Genomic DNA, 17881 nt, shown 5'->3' with positions numbered 1-17881 from the left:
TCCCGGCTTGAATAGTGCACGATCAGAGCTAGGTGCGCCTCCACCATGAAACGCCTGAGCTTCCTGACGGTCTTCTTTCTCACCACGGTCTGCCGACTGCATGCGCTGGAGATTCCGCCTGGAGGGACGGATGTGCGGGACGAATCTGCTCTGGAGGCATCTGCATCTGCGGCAGTTGGAAAAGTGGAGGATCTGGCGCTCGGAAAGCGCATCGTCATTACGCAGCCGGATGCGTCCAAGGCCTACGCGGCGCAGTTTACGGCGTCCGTGGCCGAGGGAATCGCGAAAGACGAGCGGGTGCTGGCGATCATCAAGGCGCGGGTCGTCGGCAATGCGGTATCAGGGGAGGTTCAGACGAAGTTGCAGTTGCGTAAAGAACCTTACACTTCGTTTGGCGACAGTGTCGGCGTGGACATCCATCGTGAGTGGACGGAGCAGCCGGTGACTTTTGTTTCCAGCGATGCGATTCAGGCTGGCACGGCTGCCGTCGTGCTGCTGTGCGGACACAAGGAGCAGAGCATCGAGGTCGAAAGCATTCGCGTGCTCAAGTATCCGGCCAGCACCGATGTCAGCCGTTTTCCTCGGGCCAAGATGACCAAGCGAAGCTATCCTGGCCGTGAACCGGATGCGCCATGGCGCAAGGCGGCACTGGAACGCATCGAACGGCACCGCAAGGCGGATCTCTCCATGATTGTCACGGGTGATGACGGCAAACCGGCGGCAAACACGGAGGTGAAACTCACGCTGCATCGTCATGCATTTGAGTTTGGAACAGCGGTGGTGGCCAAGCGTTTCAGCGGTGAAAGCGAGGACAACAAGCGCTACCGCGAAATCATTGACCGGCTTTTCAGCATCGTCGTGTTTGAGAATGATTTGAAGGATGGCAACTGGTCGCCGGATTTGGATGAGAAACGCAAAGCTCAACGGAATGCGGAGCTGGACCAGGCCTTTGCGTGGCTGGCAGAGCGCCACATTCCTGTGCGGGGGCATTACCTGATGCAGGTGGCCACGCCGTTCAATCTGCATGACATCAAAGACAGTACGCTCATTCGCGAGCGGACGCTCGCCAGTGTGAAGGAGCGGCTGGAGTTTGTGAAAGACCGCGTCATCGAGTGGGATGTGATCAACCACCCCATCGCCTGGAACGGTGCGGACATGCTGAACAAGCGCCCCGGGCTGGAGCAGCTTGACCGTGACGTCTTCAAGCTGGCAAGATCCCTGACCAAGCTGCCTTTTTGTGTGAATGAGGATCAGGTGTTCCGTCCGGGGCCGCAATGTGATGACACTTTCACTTACATTGAGGCACTGAACAAAGCGGGGCTCACAGTCTATGGACTGGGCAATCAGGCGCATTTTGATGAAAGCTACATGCCTTCGCCTGAGCATTTGCTGGCGGTGACGGATCGCTTTGCCGAGGTGGTGCCGCATCAGTGCATCACCGAATATGACATTGTGACCACGGAGGATGAGGAGCTGGCGGCTGATTACACGCGGGATGTGCTCATCGCGGTGTTCAGCCATCCGGCTTACACCAGTTTTCTGCTCTGGGGTTTTTGGGAAGGCTCACACTGGAAACCTGCGGCCGCGTCCTGGAACAAGGACTGGAGCATCCGCAAGCGCGGCGAAGTGCTGGAGGAATGGATTGGCCGCAAATGGCACACTGAAGTCACCTTGAAAACGAATGCCAAAGGCAAGGTGAAATGGCGCGGCTTCCCCGGCTGGTATGAAGTGCAGGCGACAGGCCGGAAGCCGGTCATTGCCAAGCCGACCTGGTGAAAAAAGCACCGAGAACATCGCGGTGCAGATTCTCGTAGCTGCGGTCAGCACTGATTCGCGCTGAATCTTTTTTCCACGCGCAACCAACACGGGATGGGTGGGTTTGACGGGAAACAAAACCCAGCTCATGAACACCACGATTCGCCCCTTTCACATCCCTCTCAGCCGTCGCAAACTGCTGCACAGCCTGCTGCTGACCACCGGCGGCATCATTACAGGCAGCGTGTATGCCGAGGCGCTCACATTGACGCCGCGCGCGACGGAAGGGCCGTATTATCCTGACCACCTGCCACTGGATCAGGACAATGATCTCACGATGATAATCGGCGGTAAAGCCCCTGCGAGCGGGGTCGTGACAGAGTTCGGTGGACGGCTGCTGAATGTGGATGGCAAGCCGATTGAAGATGCGGTGATCGAACTCTGGCAGTCTGACAACAACGGCTGCTACATTCACAGCCGGGGCACGCAGCAAGGCAAGGAGCGCGATCCGCAGTTTCAGGGCTATGGGAAAATCGAAACGAACACCAAGGGTGAATATCGCTTCCGGACCATTCTGCCCGGCCTGTACACGGGCCGCACGCTGCACTACCACGTCCGCGTGAAGCAGAACGAAAAAAGCATGCTGACCACGCAGCTGTTCATCGCAGGCATTCCGCAGAATGACCGAGACGGCATTCTGCGCAGCATGGGCACGGAGCAGCAGCGTCTCTCCGTCATTCGCGAGTTCAAACCCATGAGCGCCGAGAGCAGGGAACTCGCCGCCACCTGGGACATTGTGATTGGTCACACGCCCGAAGAGCCGGATCAACGAGGTCGTGGTCCCGGAGGTCCGGGAGGGCCACCTCCGCGCCGTCGTGAAAGTGCGGCAATGGGTGATCGGGATATCCAAGATCTGGTCCTGGGCCCATCACCGTTCTAACCAGGCCTGCCTGTGCGTGTCCGACAGAAGCTGGTCAACGAACTTGGGCAGCTCAACAGACACAGGGCCGATGACGCGCTCACGGAACTGGCGTGAGATCTCGGTGCTTTCGATGTTGAATTCCACGAGGCGGCAGGAACGGTTTTGCGCAGCTATCTGTGCAAAGCCAGCGGCGGGATAGACCAAGCCGGATGTGCCGATGCAGAGAAAAATATCTGCGCTCTTCAAGGCGTTCATGATGGTCTCCATCTCGAATGGGAACTCGCCAAACCAGACGATGTGCGGGCGCATGCCGCCGATCTCGCCACAGGCACGGCAGCGTGTGCCGGATGACAAGTCTTTGGTCCAGGACAACACTGCGCCGCAGAGTTCGCAGCGGGCCTTGAGGAGCTCGCCGTGCATGTGGATGAGTTTTTCACTGCCCGCGCGTTCGTGCAGATCGTCCACGTTTTGGGTGACGAGGAGAAACCGGCCCTGCCATTCGCGCTCCAGCCGGGCGAGAGCGAGATGACCTGCATTGGGCTCCACAGTGCTCAACGCGGCACGACGCAGGTTGTAAAAGTGATGAACGAGTTCGGGATCGCGTGCGAAACCTTCGGGGGAGGCAACCTCCTCAATACGATGACCTTCCCAAAGTCCATCTGCTCCGCGAAACGTCGGCACACCGGATTCGGCGGACATGCCCGCGCCGGTGAGCACGACGATGTTTCGCTCCGCACTCATTTTTTCGGCTGACGCTGCCGGACGCATTCAAACAGACACACGCCGGTGGCGACGGAAACATTGAGGCATTCGACTTTGCCGCCCATGGGAATCTTGACGAGGAAGTCGCAGTGTTCGCTGGTGAGGCGGCGCATGCCGGGGCCTTCGGCGCCCATGACGATGCCGATGCCGCCTTTGAGATCGAGATCGTAGAGGCTCTTCGTGGCCTCATCGGCGGTACCGACGAGCCAGATGCCGAGCTCTTTGAGCTTGTCCATGGCGCGGACGAGGTTGGTGACGCGGATGAGGGGGATGTTTTCCGCACCGCCACAGGCCACGCGGACGACGGTCTCGGTGATGGGTGCGGTTTTGTCCTTGGGCATGATCACGGCGCAGACACCTGCGGCATCAGCAGTGCGAAGGCAGGCGCCGAGATTGTGCGGGTCCTGAACGCAGTCGAGGATCAGGACGAGGGGGCTGGTCTTGCCTTCGAGAATGGCGGGAATGTCTCCTTCTTCATAGACACGCACGTGGTTGTCAGAACGGGAGTGGCGGTTCTGGCGGGCGACGGGTTGTTCGGGACGGTTGGGGCGCATGTGTTTCCCGATAGTGTGCCGTGAATGGGGGTTTGGCAAAATGATAGAAGCGGCAGCTTGCAGGCTGTGTGAACTGGCGGGAGGAGTTTGGCATGAAGACAATCCTCAAGCGCTGGTGGGTGTGGCTCGCTGTTTTGGCCGTGGCGGGGCTTGGCTTCGTGTTTGGCTGCGAGTGGTGGGTCGAGGGAAGCGCGGAAGGCCGGTGCTTTGATGCGGTGGAGGGGGTGCCCTCTGCGCCTGTGGCGGTGGTGCTGGGCACGTCAGCAAGACTTGCTGACGGCAGGGCCAATCTCTTCTTTCTCCCACGCATGGAGGCTGCGGCGGCTTTGTTTAAAGCAGGCAGGGTGAAGGCACTGATCGTTAGCGGTGACAACGGTGCACAAGGCTATGATGAGCCCACGGACATGAAGCGAGTGCTGATGCAGATGGGAGTGCCGGCGGAGAAGGTGGTGTGCGACTATGCCGGATTCCGCACGCTGGATTCGGTGGTGCGGGCCAAAGAGGTCTTTGGTCAGCAGCGCGTGATTTTTGTTTCACAGCGATTTCACAATGCGCGGGCCATTTATCTGGCGCAGGCGTTTGGAATCGAAGCTTACGGCATGGATGCCAAGGATGTGCCCGTGACACTTTCTGTGAAGACTTTTTTGCGGGAGAAGCTGGCCTGCGTCAAAGCGGTGCTGGATGTGAATGTGCTCGGCACCCAGCCGAGGTTTCTCGGTGAGAAGGTGAGCGTGCCGTTGGAATAATACCATGACCCAGCAAAGGCTGGTCTGCTGATGGAGGGATGATCATCTTGATCGCCACCCGGTGCGCTTGAGATGTTCGTACACGCTGGACGTTGTGAGAGCGTGAGGGATCGGGACGATCCCTCTCCTCCAGAGCGCTGACGCGTTCGCAGAGCTTCTGCGCAGCGTTTTGTGGCGGCTGCGAAGTGCTGCTGTTTTTCGCGTGTCTCGTGGTGTGAGTGATGCCATCAACAGTTGAAAAGGAGTCTGGGAGCGCTGTGGTGAAATGCGCCTGAACTCCATCGAGGCCCGCCCCCTCTTTCGACATTCCAAGGACGGCGCACCTTTTTCAACGCCTGCGACGCCGCAGACCCGAAACTTCGGTCCCGACACAGCGGGGCCCTACCAGCCCTGCTGCACGCGCCGCGCATGCAGACCCGGTTTCAATGGCTCATGGTATGAGCTGTGGAGCTTGTGAAGGCTCACAGGCTCCCGCATTCGAAGATTTTCCGGCAGGGGTGAGTCACCGAGACCGGCGAAAGCGGTAGCTGCGCTCGTTCCTCGCTACGCAACCGCACTCCAAATGGAGCTGTCTCGGTCGAACGGGAAAAGAGTTTTGCGGAGCGCTAAATCACAACCAGACCGTGAGCGCACGACGCAGATCGGGACTGGGAGTGACGCGGAAGCTTTCATCGAGTTCGAGGCGGGCTTTGTGGCCGTTCTGGGAGATTTCGAGGAAAACAGGCAGTGTGCCGGGATAGGCGAGAAGCACTTCCTGAATGCGTTCGAGGTCGGTGACGTCATGCTGCTTGGTGTTGAGCCTCAAGACATACGGTTTCGGCGGAGCAGGCGGCTTCGGGGGTGGTGGCTCGGAAGGATCGGGGTCACCGGCGTTGCGCGGTTTCGCAGCCTTGGGCTTGAGCGGCGTGGCACTGTTCATGGTGACGCGGTTGCCGTCGGTCTTTTGATCTTTGCTGACACGAATGCGGAGACCGAGCACGGCGCCATTGGCCAGAACATCCTTCGTTTTTTCGTAGTCATCGCTCCAGCACATCATCTCGATCTGGCCGGTGAAGTCTTCAAACTTGAAGGTGGCGAAGGGGCGGTTGTCCTTCTTGGAGTAGCGCACTTCGAGCTGGCTGAGGATGCCGGCGATGGAGTGCGAGCTCGCTTTTTCCTTGGTATCGATGTCCGCAATGGAGGCGATTTTGATGATCTTGGGCGAATCGAAATGGCCGCGGTAGCTGTCCAGCGGATGGCCGCTGACGTAGAAGCCGAGAAGTTCTTTTTCAAAGGCGAGAACCTCATCCGCACTCCACACGATGGAGGGCGCCGAGGCTTCGTTTTTCTTGGATTTGGGCTGCGCGAGTTCGAAGTCATCAAAGAGGCCGCCCTGGCCTGCTTTTTTGTCCTTCTGCATGGAGGCTGCGGAAGCGAGCACCTGCTCGAGCTTGGCGAACATCACGGCGCGCGGCTCTTTGGTGAAGTCAAAAGCGCCCGCTTTGACGAGGGACTCCATGAGCTTCTTGTTCACCGCGCGGTTGTCGAGGCGTGCGGCGAAGTCTTCAAGACTGGTGTAGAGGCCGTTCTTTTCACGCTCGGCAATGGCGGCCTCCATGGCGCCTTCACCGACGTTCTTGATGGCGCTGAGGCCGTAGCGGATGGCATTTGGCTCCGCCTCTTCGGTTTCGAACCGTTCAGGAGCAAACTTGAGGGAGGACTTGTTGACGTCCGGCGGCAGCACCTTGATGCCCATTTCGAAGCACTCGCTGACGAAGTTGGCGATCTTGTCGGGATTGCTGATTTCATAGCTGAGCACCGCCGCCATGAACTCGACGGGGTAGTTTGCCTTCAGGTAGGCGGTGCGGTACGTGACGATTCCGTAGGCGGCGGAGTGCGACTTGTTGAAGCCGTATTGCGCGAATTTTTCGAGCAAGTCGAAGATGGAGTTCGCGAGCTTGGCCTGGATGTCGTTCGTCTTGAGGCAGCCTTCCACGAAGATGAGACGCTGGCGGGCCATCTCGGCGGCGTCCTTTTTACCCATCGCTCGGCGGAGCAAGTCAGCTTGACCGAGGGAGAAGCCGGCGAGCAAGTTCGCGGCCTGCATAACCTGCTCCTGATAGACCAGAATGCCGTAGGTCTCCTTGGAGATTTTTTCCAGCAGCGGATGTGGATAGTCCACCTTCTCCTCACCCTTCTTACGCTTGATGTAGTCTGGAATAAACTGCATCGGGCCGGGGCGATACAGCGCCAGAATAGCGATGATTTCTTCGATGGTGTCAGGACCGAGCTGCTTGCAGGTGTTGACCATGCCACCGGATTCCATCTGGAAGACGGCGACCGTTTCGCCGCGTTTGATGAGATCGAAGGTCTTGGTGTCTTCGAGGGGTGCATTGGCCACTCTGAAGCCGGGAACGCGCTTGTGGATCCAGTACTCGGCTTCGTGGATCACCGTCAGCGTTTTGAGGCCGAGGAAGTCCATCTTGAGCATGCCGAGCTCAGTGAGCGGCTTCATCGCGTACTGCGAGAGGATGGCGTCTTCCTTGTCGCGCGTGAGGGCGATGAAATTGTCGAGACGGCGATCACCGATGACGACACCGGCGGCGTGAACGCCTGTGCCGCGCGTGAGACCTTCGAGGAAGGTGGCATGCCGCCAGAGTTCCTGCGCATTGCCGTCGGCCTCGAGCTTCGCGGCGAGATCGGGGTTTTTCTTCACCGACTCCTCCAGGTCGATGTTCAACTCATTCGGAATCATCTTCGACAGCGCGTCGCTGTCGCCGTAGCTCCAGCCCATGACACGACCGACGTCACGAATGACCGACTTGGCCCCCATGGTGCCGAAGGTGATGATATGGCAGACGCTGAGGTCGCCGTATTTTTCGCGGACGTACTGAATGACCTCAGGACGACGCGTCTGGCAGAAGTCGATATCGATATCGGGAGGGCTGACACGCTCGGGATTGAGGAATCGTTCGAACACGAGTTCGAAGCGGAGCGGATCGATGTCCGTAATGCCGAGGCAGAAGGCGACGAGCGAACCAGCGGCGGAACCACGACCGGGGCCGACGGGGATGTCGTGCTCGCGAGCCCAGTTGATGAAGTCCCAGACAATGAGGAAGTAGCTGGTGAAGTTTTTCTCCTTCAGCAGGGCGAGCTCCACCTCCATACGATGGTGGAGCACCTCGTCATTGAGCGCGCGGTCGCGGCCATAGCGGTCCTCCAGGCCATCCATGGTCAGCTTGCGCAGGTATTCATTGCGATCCCCGCCGTCGGGCATGGGGTACTGCGGGTAGCGCTCGATGCTGGTGGAATCGAGGTGGATCTTGAGATCGCAGCGCTCGGCGATTTCGAGCGTGGCATCGCAGGCCTCGGGCACCTCGGAGAACAGGGCGCGCATTTCCTCGGCGGTCTTGAAATAGACCTCCGGGGAGTAGGTCATGCGGTTCTGATCGTAGATGCTCGCGCCCGTGCCGATGCAGATCATGATGTCGTGGGACTCGTGATCGCTGCGATTGAGGAAGTGGACGTCGTTGGTGGCGACGGTCTTCAGATCGTACTGCTTGCCCCACTCGATCATCTGCCGGGCGCTTTTGCGCTGGGCCTCCATGTTGTGGTCCTGGATTTCGAGGTAGAAGTTTTCGGGGCCGAAGATGTCGCGGAACTCCAGCAGGCTTTTTTCCGCCTCGTCCTTGCGGTCGGAGAGGAGGAGTTCGTTGATTTCGCCGTTGATGCAGCCGCTGAGGCAGATGAGGCCCTTGGCGTGCTCACGCAGGGCGTCTTTGTCCACGCGGGGTTTGTACCACTGGCCGTCGAGGTGGCCCTTGGTGATCAGCTTGGAGAGATTTTCGAAGCCTTCATTGCTGGAGGCGAGCAGGGTGAGATGCGAGGAGCGCTTGCGGCCTGGCACTTCGTTTTTGTCCATCATGGAGCCGGGAGCGAGGTAGGCTTCGCAGCCGATGATGCTCTTCACCTTGGCCTTCTTGGCGGCCATGTAAAAGTCGATGGCGCCATAGAGGTTGCCGTGGTCGGTCATGGCCACGGCAGGCATGTTCAACTCCTTCACGCGTTTCATGAGCGCATCGATGCGCACAGCGCCGTCTAGCAGCGAGTATTCGGTGTGGAGATGGAGATGGACGAAGGAATCTGACATGCGGCGGGGGACAGGATTAACCCCGCTTCGAAGGCTTGAAAGAGGTAGTTTTTCACATTTTTCCAGCTCCGGGCTTTCGATGCGCGCGGTGGTGGTGGCGGTAGTGGCTGAGCAGCAGCCAGCCGGTGATGATCACGATGCAAGCCACGGAGATCGCGATGATCAGATAGATGTTATTGCCCTTGGATGCCGGGGCGCCGGGTGGGCTGTCAGGAGCTGCAGCCAAATGAAGCTGGAAGGGACGGCTTGTCTCTCCGGGGAATATCACCTGGGGGCGAAGTTCGGTCTTTCCTGACATGGAGTGCAGCAGGATCAGGCTGGTATTGGCATCTTTGGCAAAATCGACCTGGAAGGTGGTGGAATTCGCCGGCAATCGCCTGCTGGCGGTGGCGAGGATGTGAACTTCCTGGGTGTCTGCCTTGAGGGGGGTGTTGTCAGCACCGTCCATGGCCCGAATTTTGCAGGCGGGCAGGACGGCTTTTTTTCCATCAAACAGCAACCCCAGTGAACGGGTGAGGTATTCCCGCGCTTTTTCATGGGTCGCGGCCACCTGATCGGGCGTCTGCTCCAGGTACCATGAGGCCGGAACGGGTGGCAGGGAGGTGGGATCGGAGGCGAGAAAGGTGCGTGGATCGACATTGATGCGCAGCGTGCAGCCGCCTGCGGAGTCGAATTCCGCCTCGACTGTCATATTAGGCACCACGTGGGCACGTACGATGCTGGCGACCGCCCAAAAAGTCAGGAAGACGACGCCCATGATTCGCCTGCTAAAAAACCGATGCATCAGCCATGGTGGAGGTGCCTGCGGCAATGGCAAATATATCGTCGCGCCAAGGCATAAACCCGGCCGAAATTAAGAGTTGATTTTCAAGATGCCGCAACGCTTTCGAAAGAACCTGCGAAAAACCTTGTGGCAGGAAGACGACCGCGCTTGACTTGCGGCGTGTAAATTGCTTCAAAAGAGCATTTCCTTTAACCACTCACATGGGCGCCACACTCAAATCACTGGAGAAAGAACTCGAGATCACTCTCGAGGACTTCAATCTGGTCGGGCGCAGCCCTGACGCCAGCATCAGGCTGGTGGACGGTGGTGTCTCGCGCCAGCACGCCACGATCCGGCGGGACGGGCAGCTTTTTTGGGTTTCCGATCTTGGCAGCGCCAATGGCAGTTTCGTCAACGACGTGGCCGTGACCACGGCGAGGGCTCTGCGGCATGGGGATCGGGTGCAGTTTGGCACCAGCACCTTTATTTTTGACAGCCAGGACGAAGAACGGCCGCCGAGCGAGTCTGGCAACGTTAGTACGCAGTCGTTGCATACCATCGCGCTGCCGGTCAAGACGGTGCGCGCCACTCTACTCGTGGGCGATTTGCGCAATTTCACCACCATTTCCTCCCAGCTCAGCGCTGAGGAAGTGGCTGCGATGCTGCGTGAGTGGTATGCGCAGTGCGAAAAAGTTCTAAAAACCCGCGATGCCATCATCGACAAGTTCATCGGTGACGGTGTCTTTGCCTACTGGCCGGGAGATGACATCAGCTCCCGCATCAAGGCCACCGAGGCCGCCAAAATCCTGAGCAGCCCGGATTCCAGTGAATCTCCCAAGCGCAAGTGGCTGAAGGAGAACATGAACCTGGAAGTTCATTGTCACATCGGCCTGAACATTGGTGATGTGGCTCTGGGCGCCATGGGCCGTGGAGTGAACACTGCCGTGGGTGAAGCCGTGAATGTGACTTTTCGTATCGAGAGCCTGACGCGCAAGCTGCAGGTGCCTGTGCTCGCTGGTGCGCCGTTTCTCAATGGCTGGCCGGAAGGTCTGCAGCTATACCAAAACGCCGGCATTCATCCGGTGAAGGGGCAGCCTGATCCTGTGGAGGTTTATTCGCTGATCGACGTGCCGACGATGTCGTTCTAGGACGCGTCGCGGTCGATGAGGCGCTGCATGTCTGCGCGCGTCATGCGGTAGAGCAGCCACTCGCTCATGCGTTTGGCGCCAATGCGCTGCTCATAGACTTGTTGGGCGTTCACGTTCCAGTCGAGCGCCGTCCACTCCACGCGGCCGCAGCCGCGCTCATGCGCGAGGCTCACCACCTTTTTGAGCAAGGCGCCGCCCACGCCGGCTTTGCGATGCTCGGGGAGGACAAAGAGGTCTTCGAGATAGAGGGTCGGCAGCGCGAGAAAGCTTGAATAGGTCTCCACGAGAATCATGTAGCCGCAGGGAGCCGCGTTTTCGTTCACAAACGCGAGCCAGACTTCGATGCGCGGCTTTGCGCCCAGAGCATCCTCGACAAGGCGCGCCTGCGCGGACTCGTCGGGAGGTGGGAGCTTTTCGAACTCCGCCAAAGCTATGACCAACTGGCAAAACGCGGGCGCATGCTCACGAGTGAGCGGGCGCAGCGCGATTTGCAGCGCTGAGCTCATGCATGCAGCACGGGATCGCCAAACAAGGTGAAGTGTCCGGCTTCAGCGATGCGGACCTTGAAGATTTCGCCCGTGTGGCGTTCGGGATTGCCGTCGAAAACCACGATGCGGTTGGAGCCCGTGCGGCCGGTGAGGCGCTGATCGTTTGTCTTGCTGGGGCCTTCGCAGAGGATTTCGACCTCTTTGCCCACGAGCTTGTCATACATCGGCAAGGCGATGCGATTTACCAGACCGAGCAGATCCTGATTGCGCTCCTCTTTGATGCGTTCTGGCACCTGAATGGCTTCCTCCATCTCTGCGGCGGGTGTGCCACGGCGTTTGGAATAACGAAACACGAAGGCGTTGTCGAAGCCGATGGTTTCAAACATCTGCCGCGTTTCCAAGTAGTTCTCTTCGGTTTCGCCGGGGAAGCCTACGATCACATCCGTTGTCACGGCGATGTCTGAGCGCGCTTCGCGAATGCGCTGAACGAGTTCGGTGAATTTGGCTGCGGTGTAAGGGCGGTGCATGCGCTTCAGGATGGCATCGCTGCCGCTTTGCACGGGCAGATGCACGTGCTCGGCGAGTTTCGGCAGGTAGGTGAAGGCTTCGATGAGATCCTTTTTGTAGCCAATCGGATGCGGGCTGGTGAAACGGATGCGTTTGATGCCAGGGACCTCATGCACCGCTTCCAAAAGCTGCACGAAGGGGCTTTTGCCGTCCACCGCAGGAAATTCATGCCTGCCGTAGAGGTTCACGATCTGGCCGAGGAGGGTGACTTCTTTCACGCCACGATCCGCGAGGCGTTTCACTTCTTCAACGATGTCTGCGATGGGCCGGCCACGTTCGCCACCGCGGGTGTAGGGCACGATGCAGAAGGTGCACTTCATGTTGCAGCCCTGCATGATGCTGACGAAGGCGCTGGCCTGCTTTTCCTTCAGCGTGTGATCACGGATGGTGTTCTGAGAGGCGGCTTCCTCCTCCACGTCGACGATGGAGAAACGCTCGTCGTCCATCTGCTTCGCTTCTTTGGCGCGGATGATCTCGTCCACGTAGTCCACCACGCGATGGTACTTCTGCGTGCCGACGACGAGGTCCACGTTCGCTTTGTTCACCAACTCGCTGCCACGGCTCTGCGCCATGCAGCCCATGAATCCGGTGACGAGGGGGGTGCGCCGCCGCCGCACCATGCCCATTTTGCCAAGCGCTTTCTGCTCCGCCTGATCGCGCACGGAGCAGGTGTTGATGAGCACCACGTCCGCGTCCTCATCGCGCGCTGTCATGGTGTAACCGCGCTCGACGAACATCTGCGACACCTGTTCGGTGTCGCGTTCGTTCATCTGGCAGCCGTAGGTTTTGATGTGGACGCGTGGCATTGGGGGTTGGGAGAATACCCAACCCCGGCCAAAAGACAACCTCAAGGCGCTTTGGCCCTGCCGGGTCAGGCCTTGATCTCAAAGATCGCCTCGACCTCCACGGCCGCGCCGGTGGGGAGCTGGGCGAAGCCCAAGGCGCTGCGGGCGTGGTAGCCGTCGCCTTCCTTGCCGAAGATCTCATGCAGCAGGTCGGAGCAGCCGTTGATGACGAGGTGCTGGTCGGTGTATTCCAGGGTAGAGTTCACGCAGCCGAGCACCTTGAGGACTTTGAGGCCATCGAGCGTGCCGTGGGTGTCCCACACGGAGCGCAGCACCTTTTCGGCGCAGTTCTTGGCGGCCTTGTAGCCGTCTTCGGTCGAGACCCCGGCGCCGAGCTTGCCTTTGAGATCGCTCACATGGCCGGAGGTGAGGAGTTGATTGCCGCTGCGGATGCAGAGGTTCAGGTAGGCGGGTGGCTGCTTAGTGAAAACGAGACCGAGGGATTCTGCTTTTTGCTGGGGTGTCATGATGGAGGTGAGAAGTGAACGCAAAATACGAACTGGGAAAATGAAAACTGGCAAACAGTTGCAATCACAGCCGTCATGCCCTCACCAATCCGCCCATCTGCCACATCAGCCTGTCCAAAGCGAGGCCCAGGCCTTCGCCGCGACCATTGAGCAAACCGGCCCAGCAGAAGCCCTTGGCGGTGTGGACCATGATGGTGGTGGTGCCGGGAAGCGATCCGGTGTGCCACCAGTTGGGAACCTTGTTCACATTCCAGCCGCGCGCGTAGCCTTCGCTGATTCCATGCGTTGTCATGGCACGAATTGAATCCTGTTTGAGCAACGTCGGGAGCTGGGAGGCGAAGCGGACCAGATCGCTGGCGGTGGCGATCCAGCCGCCGTGCGAATCCATGCGGGTGACATTCATGCTGTAGGCCGCGCCCGGTTTGGGCGTGAGGTACATCACCTCCTGTGGCTGACGCTCCGCCAAGGTGTTGCCGGCGATCTGCATGCTGGTGATGCTACATTTTGTCAGCAGTTCTTGCGTGATCAGTTTGTCGTACGGCAGCTTCAGTACTTTTTCCAGCACGCGGCCCAGGACGCAGTAGCCGAAGTTTGAATAAGCGAAGTGTTCTCCCGGCCTGTGGGTTTGTTTCTGGTTCGCCAGCGTCCAGGCGATGAGCTCCGAGTGCTTCATCTGCGGATTTTTAAACATGGGGTCATTCTTGTCGTTCGTCCAACCGCCGCTGGTGTGGGTGAGCAGGTGATCCACGGTGACCGCTGCCACGTCTCCGCTGTAATCTCCACCCAGGGTGCCCTGAGGACCGAAGACCTTGCTGTCGGGCTGCAGCATTCCTTTTTCGATGCACATCATCACTGCGGTGGCCGTGATCGGTTTGGAGATGCTGGCGATGCGGAAGCGATGCTGCGGGGTGACGACCTCGGTGCCATCCGTATCGGCAAAGCCATAGCCTGCCTCGAAGTCGATTTTTCCTTCTTTGCCATAGGCGATGCTCATGCCTTGGATGCCGTGCTCGCGCAGAAATGCTTCGGCGATGGCGCGGATCTTTGACTCTTCGGACGTGGGGGCCGCCGCAGCAGCCATCGGCCATGCGGCCAGCGAAGTCACAAAGGCGCGTCGTTTCATGCGGCCTACATCACACCTTGACGCCCAGCTGACGTCAATGAAAACATCCCGCATGCTCCGGTTTCTCATTCTGCCCGCCCTCCTCGCCCTCAGCGCCCATGCCCAGACCGTGGATACGAGCACGCTCACGGGCAAAGTCGTCTGCGGCTATCAGGGCTGGTTCCGGTGTGAGAGTGATGGCAGCAACAATGGCTGGCACCATTACGCCGCAGGCAAAACCTTCGAGCCGGGGCACTCGCACATCGAGCTGTGGCCGGATGTGAGTGAACTGCCAAAGGAGGCCCGTGTGACGACGCCGTTCAAGCATGCCGATGGCAGCACCGCCGAGGTCTTCAGCTCGGTCACTCCAGCCGTCGTTCAGCTTCATTTCAAATGGATGCGCGACTACGGCATTGATGGGGCCTTTGTGCAGCGCTTTGCCGCGACCACACGCGACAAACGCTTCCGTGAGCCGATGGATCAGGTGCTCGCGCACTGTCAGTCTGCGGCACAGGCCAACGGGCGCGGCCTGACACTGATGTATGACCTCAGCGGCATCAAGGAGGATGGCATTCAACTGGTGATCGACGACTGGAAGCGCCTCATCACCGAGAAGCGTCTGGACTCCAAGGGCTCCAGCTATTTCAAACACCATGGCAAGCCCCTCGTGGCACTGTGGGGCCTTGGGTTTAATGACCGTGCGCCGATGCTCGAAGAGTGGGCACGCCTGATCTCCTTCCTGCGTGATGATCCTGAATTCGGCGGCTGCGCCATCATGCTGGGCGTGCCCTACTACTGGCGCACGCTGGATCATGACTGCATCAAAGCCCCTCAGCTGCATGCACTCATCGCCCGTGCCGACATCGTCAGTCCCTGGGCGGTGGGACGCTACGGCACGCCGCAGGACGCCACCAGCCGTGAGGACAAAATTCTAAAGCCGGACATCGCATGGTGTGCCGAGCACAAGGTTGATTTCCTGCCGGTCCTCTTCCCGGGCTTTAGCTGGACCAACCTCTCGAAGTCACGCAATCAGGAAGCCAAGTTTGACGCGATCCCACGTCTTGGCGGTCAGTTCCTTTGGTCACAGGCGACTGCGGCCAAGCGGGCCGGGGCGCAGATGCTCTACGTGGCCATGTTTGACGAACTGGATGAAGGAACGGCCATTTTCAAAACCGACAATCATCCGCCTGTGGGTGAAAGCCGCTTCCTCGCGGAGCCTCAGCTGCCGAACGATCACTATCTGTGGCTCACGGGCATGCTGGGCAAACTGCTGCGTGGTGAGACAACGGATGCGATGCCCAAGCGCTGAGCCGGATTTACGACAAATCCGAGGCCAGCACCGAATTCGCGGCACGCAGCGCGAGCTCCTTGGCCTGCGCAATCACGCGCACGGAGGTGGCGTCAAAGAGGTAGGCGTGGCAGCTCGGGCAGGTGATGGCGCGCGTGACCACGATGGATCCACAGCCTTCGCAGACTTTGTACTGCTCCGGATGGGTGGCGATCTTCTCGGCCTGCTTCAGACGTGAGTCTGGTTTGTGCTCATGCGCGCTCATTAAATAACTCTACGATGCTACGACGACATTGGCCGAGTGCAACGCCGCTGATAAACAACTTACACTCTTTTTTGTGCTTGCTTTGAGGATGTTCAGACACCCTCAGCCCAGTCCGGCGACGCTCCAGCCATCGCGGTATTTGCGCGTGAGCTGGGCATTGAGTGCGGGCTGGTTTGTCACCTGGCCAGCGGCGGCGTCCCATTCGATCCAGCCGCCGGGATTGCGCTCAGCGAGGACGCCGAGGAGCACCGCCTCCGTCACGGGGCAGCCGTAGGTGGGCAGATCGGCGGCGGCTTTTTCGCCTTTGATGCAGGCATCCACCCAATCGGTGTAATGGTTGGCGATGCGGGTTTTCGGATAAGCGAAGCCGGTGAATTTTTCCTCTGGCAACAGCCAAGGGCGCTGGCTGTGCGGCTTGAAGATGCTGCCGTTTTCGCCGATGAAGAAGATGCCGCTGGGGGTGTCTTTGGTGAGCACGCTGGGCTTGATGACGCGGGGGTCATACGGATAGCCACCGTCGGTCCAGGTCATCTTGATCTTGTCGCCCGCCGTGAGGGGTGTGCCGGGGAACTCGAGTTCCAGATGGCGCTTCTGCGCATAGAGATCGCCCTTGCTGCCTGCATCGAGACAACGGACGCGGGTGGGTGCGGCGAGGCCAAGGCAGGCAAAGACGACATCGAAATAATGGCAGCCCATGTCGCCCATCATGCCGACGCCGAAATCGACCCATGAGCGCCACATGGAGGGATGATAGGCGCCGTCAAGAAATGGCACTTCATCGGCCACGCCAAGCCACAGGTTCCAATCAAGATTCGTCGGCACCGGATCGGCCTGCGCTTTGCGTTCGGTGACTTTGGGCCACCAATTGGCTTTTTTGTTCTCCCAGCAGATGATTTCCTTCACCTTGCCGATGGCACCGCTCTTGATGAGATCGACGGCGAGCGAGGTTTCGATGCTGGAATGGCCCTGCGTGCCCATCTGGGTGGTGACTCCAGCCTTTGTGGCCTCGGCACCGAGAATCCGCGCCTCGTGGATGTGATGGGTGAGCGGCTTCTGGAGGTAGACGTGTTTTTTGGCCCGCAGCGCCGTCACTGCCATGGCCGCATGCATGTGGTCCGGCGTGCCGATCGTCACCGCGTCGATGCTGTCGCCCAGCTTGGCGATCATCTCGCGGTAATCACGAAAGGGTGCCGCGCCTTCCAGTCGCTTGGCGGCATCTGGGTCTTGGAGTTCTTTCCGCCGGGTTGCATTGCCGCCGCGAGCGAGTTCGAGTGTCTTCGCATCCACATCGCACATGCCCACCAGCCGCACTTTGGAGTGCTGCAGCACGCTCATCATTGTCACTGCTCCCATCCCGCCGACGCCGATCGAGGCCACCTGGAACATGGAGTTCGGGGACCGTGCGCTCAGGATGGCGGGCGCGGATAGGGACGCGGTGGCGGCGAGGGATTGCTGGAGGAAATGGCGGCGGTTCATGAGTCTTTAGAAACGAGGAGTTTTGACCTCATCTCGCATCCAGAACACAGACCCGCTAACGATCACGCCAGGCATCGGGGCGGCGGCGCTCATGAAACACGGCGTAAATGGTCACCAGATCATCCGCATGGTGATAGATGATCTTGAATGGAAATCGACGCAGACGAAACACCTGAAAGCCTCCACGAACCTGCTGGTATCGCTGGGGATCTTTGCAAATGTCACCAACTGCAACCTCGACCTCTCCAATAAACCGGTCGGCGGCAAACAAACTCCTTTCGCGATACCATTCTGCGGCTTCATGATACTCCGTCAGAGCCGCCAAGGTAAAAACGTATTTCATGCCCTTCCAAGAACGGCTCCACGAACCTGCCGGAGCGCATCCTCACCGTCAATCACAGCCATCCGACCTGCATTAACCTCCTCCATACGCCAATGCACCTCATCAAGCTGAGCGGATTCAATCTCGGCATCGGCCGGGACGCTGGCCACGAGACGTTCGGCTAGTTCAAGACGGCTGTCGGGACCGAATTGCATGGCTTCGGCAATGAAGGAATCAAGGGTGAGTGTCGTGACCATGGCTTGCTGAACGGTACTTTTAAAA

The 17881-nt window shown here is 59.2% G+C and carries 18 protein-coding genes; 5 read left to right on the top strand and 13 right to left on the bottom strand.

The annotated features are described in order from the left end of the window. Positions 1-45 precede the first annotated feature (45 nt). Together AC24GY_RS07375 and AC24GY_RS07370 are read left to right on the top strand one after the other, a co-directional pair. A complete protein-coding gene (locus tag AC24GY_RS07375) occupies positions 46-1776 on the top strand; it encodes an endo-1,4-beta-xylanase (protein ID WP_487681604.1) in 1731 nt (576 codons plus the stop codon). A 127-nt stretch (positions 1777-1903) separates the two neighbouring features. Continuing rightward, complete coding sequence (locus AC24GY_RS07370) at positions 1904-2695, top strand: dioxygenase family protein (RefSeq protein ID WP_487681602.1); 792 nt, start codon at positions 1904-1906, stop codon at positions 2693-2695. Here the strand turns inward: AC24GY_RS07370 and AC24GY_RS07365 are convergent. Both AC24GY_RS07365 and rlmB read right to left on the bottom strand, forming a co-directional pair. After that, positions 2684-3418: an NAD-dependent deacylase gene (locus tag AC24GY_RS07365; protein ID WP_487681600.1), complete on the bottom strand. Its 735-nt coding sequence runs from the start codon at positions 3416-3418 to the stop codon at positions 2684-2686. The two genes, AC24GY_RS07370 and AC24GY_RS07365, sit on opposite strands and share 12 nt — an antisense overlap. After that, positions 3415-3993, bottom strand: a complete 579-nt coding sequence (gene rlmB / locus AC24GY_RS07360; protein ID WP_422317465.1) for a 23S rRNA (guanosine(2251)-2'-O)-methyltransferase RlmB — start codon at positions 3991-3993, stop codon at positions 3415-3417. Before rlmB ends, AC24GY_RS07365 begins: the two co-directional genes overlap by 4 nt. 92 nt (positions 3994-4085) lie before the next feature. Here rlmB and AC24GY_RS07355 point away from each other — a divergent pair, with 92 nt between their 5' ends. After that, entirely contained in the window at positions 4086-4739 is a 654-nt protein-coding gene (locus AC24GY_RS07355) for a SanA/YdcF family protein (protein WP_487681598.1), read from the top strand. Between the two features lie 610 nt (positions 4740-5349). Here the strand turns inward: AC24GY_RS07355 and dnaE are convergent. From dnaE to AC24GY_RS07340, 3 genes are read right to left on the bottom strand one after another with little or no spacing between them, the layout of a single operon-like run. Continuing rightward, on the bottom strand, positions 5350-8868 hold the full coding sequence (gene dnaE, locus AC24GY_RS07350; RefSeq protein ID WP_487681596.1) for a DNA polymerase III subunit alpha: 3519 nt from the start codon (positions 8866-8868) through the stop codon (positions 5350-5352). A gap of 52 nt (positions 8869-8920) precedes the next feature. Beyond that, positions 8921-9625: a hypothetical protein gene (locus AC24GY_RS07345; RefSeq protein ID WP_487681594.1), complete on the bottom strand. Its 705-nt coding sequence runs from the start codon at positions 9623-9625 to the stop codon at positions 8921-8923. 10 nt (positions 9626-9635) lie between these two features. Further along, entirely contained in the window at positions 9636-9827 is a 192-nt protein-coding gene (locus tag AC24GY_RS07340; protein ID WP_487681592.1) for a hypothetical protein, read from the bottom strand. Between the two features lie 25 nt (positions 9828-9852). On the opposite strand from AC24GY_RS07340, the gene AC24GY_RS07335 reads away from it, so the two are divergent. After that, a complete protein-coding gene (locus tag AC24GY_RS07335) occupies positions 9853-10779 on the top strand; it encodes an FHA domain-containing protein (protein ID WP_422317473.1) in 927 nt (308 codons plus the stop codon). Here the strand turns inward: AC24GY_RS07335 and AC24GY_RS07330 are convergent. The 4 genes from AC24GY_RS07330 to AC24GY_RS07315 form a co-directional block, all read right to left on the bottom strand. Next, the gene (locus AC24GY_RS07330) at positions 10776-11285 is read right to left on the bottom strand and encodes a GNAT family N-acetyltransferase (RefSeq protein WP_487681590.1); all 510 of its coding nucleotides are present in this window, start codon (positions 11283-11285) and stop codon (positions 10776-10778) included. The two genes, AC24GY_RS07335 and AC24GY_RS07330, sit on opposite strands and share 4 nt — an antisense overlap. Then, positions 11282-12640 (bottom strand): tRNA (N6-isopentenyl adenosine(37)-C2)-methylthiotransferase MiaB, encoded by a 1359-nt coding sequence (gene miaB / locus AC24GY_RS07325; RefSeq protein WP_487681588.1) that lies wholly within the window; start codon positions 12638-12640, stop codon positions 11282-11284. Before miaB ends, AC24GY_RS07330 begins: the two co-directional genes overlap by 4 nt. A gap of 65 nt (positions 12641-12705) precedes the next feature. After that, complete coding sequence (locus AC24GY_RS07320) at positions 12706-13146, bottom strand: RidA family protein (protein WP_294398867.1); 441 nt, start codon at positions 13144-13146, stop codon at positions 12706-12708. Between the two features lie 73 nt (positions 13147-13219). Then, positions 13220-14269, bottom strand: coding sequence for a serine hydrolase domain-containing protein (locus AC24GY_RS07315; RefSeq protein ID WP_487681586.1), 1050 nt, complete (start codon positions 14267-14269; stop codon positions 13220-13222). A 52-nt stretch (positions 14270-14321) separates the two neighbouring features. On the opposite strand from AC24GY_RS07315, the gene AC24GY_RS07310 reads away from it, so the two are divergent. After that, positions 14322-15557 carry a glycoside hydrolase family 99 protein gene (locus tag AC24GY_RS07310; RefSeq protein ID WP_422317483.1) on the top strand — a complete coding sequence of 412 codons (1236 nt, stop codon included), beginning with the start codon at positions 14322-14324 and terminating at the stop codon, positions 15555-15557. Between the two features lie 7 nt (positions 15558-15564). On the opposite strand, the gene AC24GY_RS07305 is transcribed toward AC24GY_RS07310, so the two are convergent. The 4 genes from AC24GY_RS07305 to AC24GY_RS07290 all read right to left on the bottom strand — a co-directional run bounded on the left by AC24GY_RS07305 (position 15565) and on the right by AC24GY_RS07290 (position 17856). After that, positions 15565-15801, bottom strand: coding sequence for a hypothetical protein (locus AC24GY_RS07305; RefSeq protein WP_294398876.1), 237 nt, complete (start codon positions 15799-15801; stop codon positions 15565-15567). A gap of 102 nt (positions 15802-15903) precedes the next feature. Next, a complete protein-coding gene (locus tag AC24GY_RS07300; protein ID WP_422317485.1) occupies positions 15904-17277 on the bottom strand; it encodes a Gfo/Idh/MocA family protein in 1374 nt (457 codons plus the stop codon). 55 nt (positions 17278-17332) lie between these two features. After that, the gene (locus AC24GY_RS07295; RefSeq protein WP_422317487.1) at positions 17333-17620 is read right to left on the bottom strand and encodes a type II toxin-antitoxin system RelE/ParE family toxin; all 288 of its coding nucleotides are present in this window, start codon (positions 17618-17620) and stop codon (positions 17333-17335) included. Then, the gene (locus AC24GY_RS07290) at positions 17617-17856 is read right to left on the bottom strand and encodes an addiction module protein (RefSeq protein WP_422317489.1); all 240 of its coding nucleotides are present in this window, start codon (positions 17854-17856) and stop codon (positions 17617-17619) included. Before AC24GY_RS07290 ends, AC24GY_RS07295 begins: the two co-directional genes overlap by 4 nt. Positions 17857-17881 lie beyond the last annotated feature (25 nt).

This window comes from Prosthecobacter sp. Pr1 (genome assembly GCF_057652315.1).
This window is presented reverse-complemented; position numbering and strand designations above follow the sequence as displayed.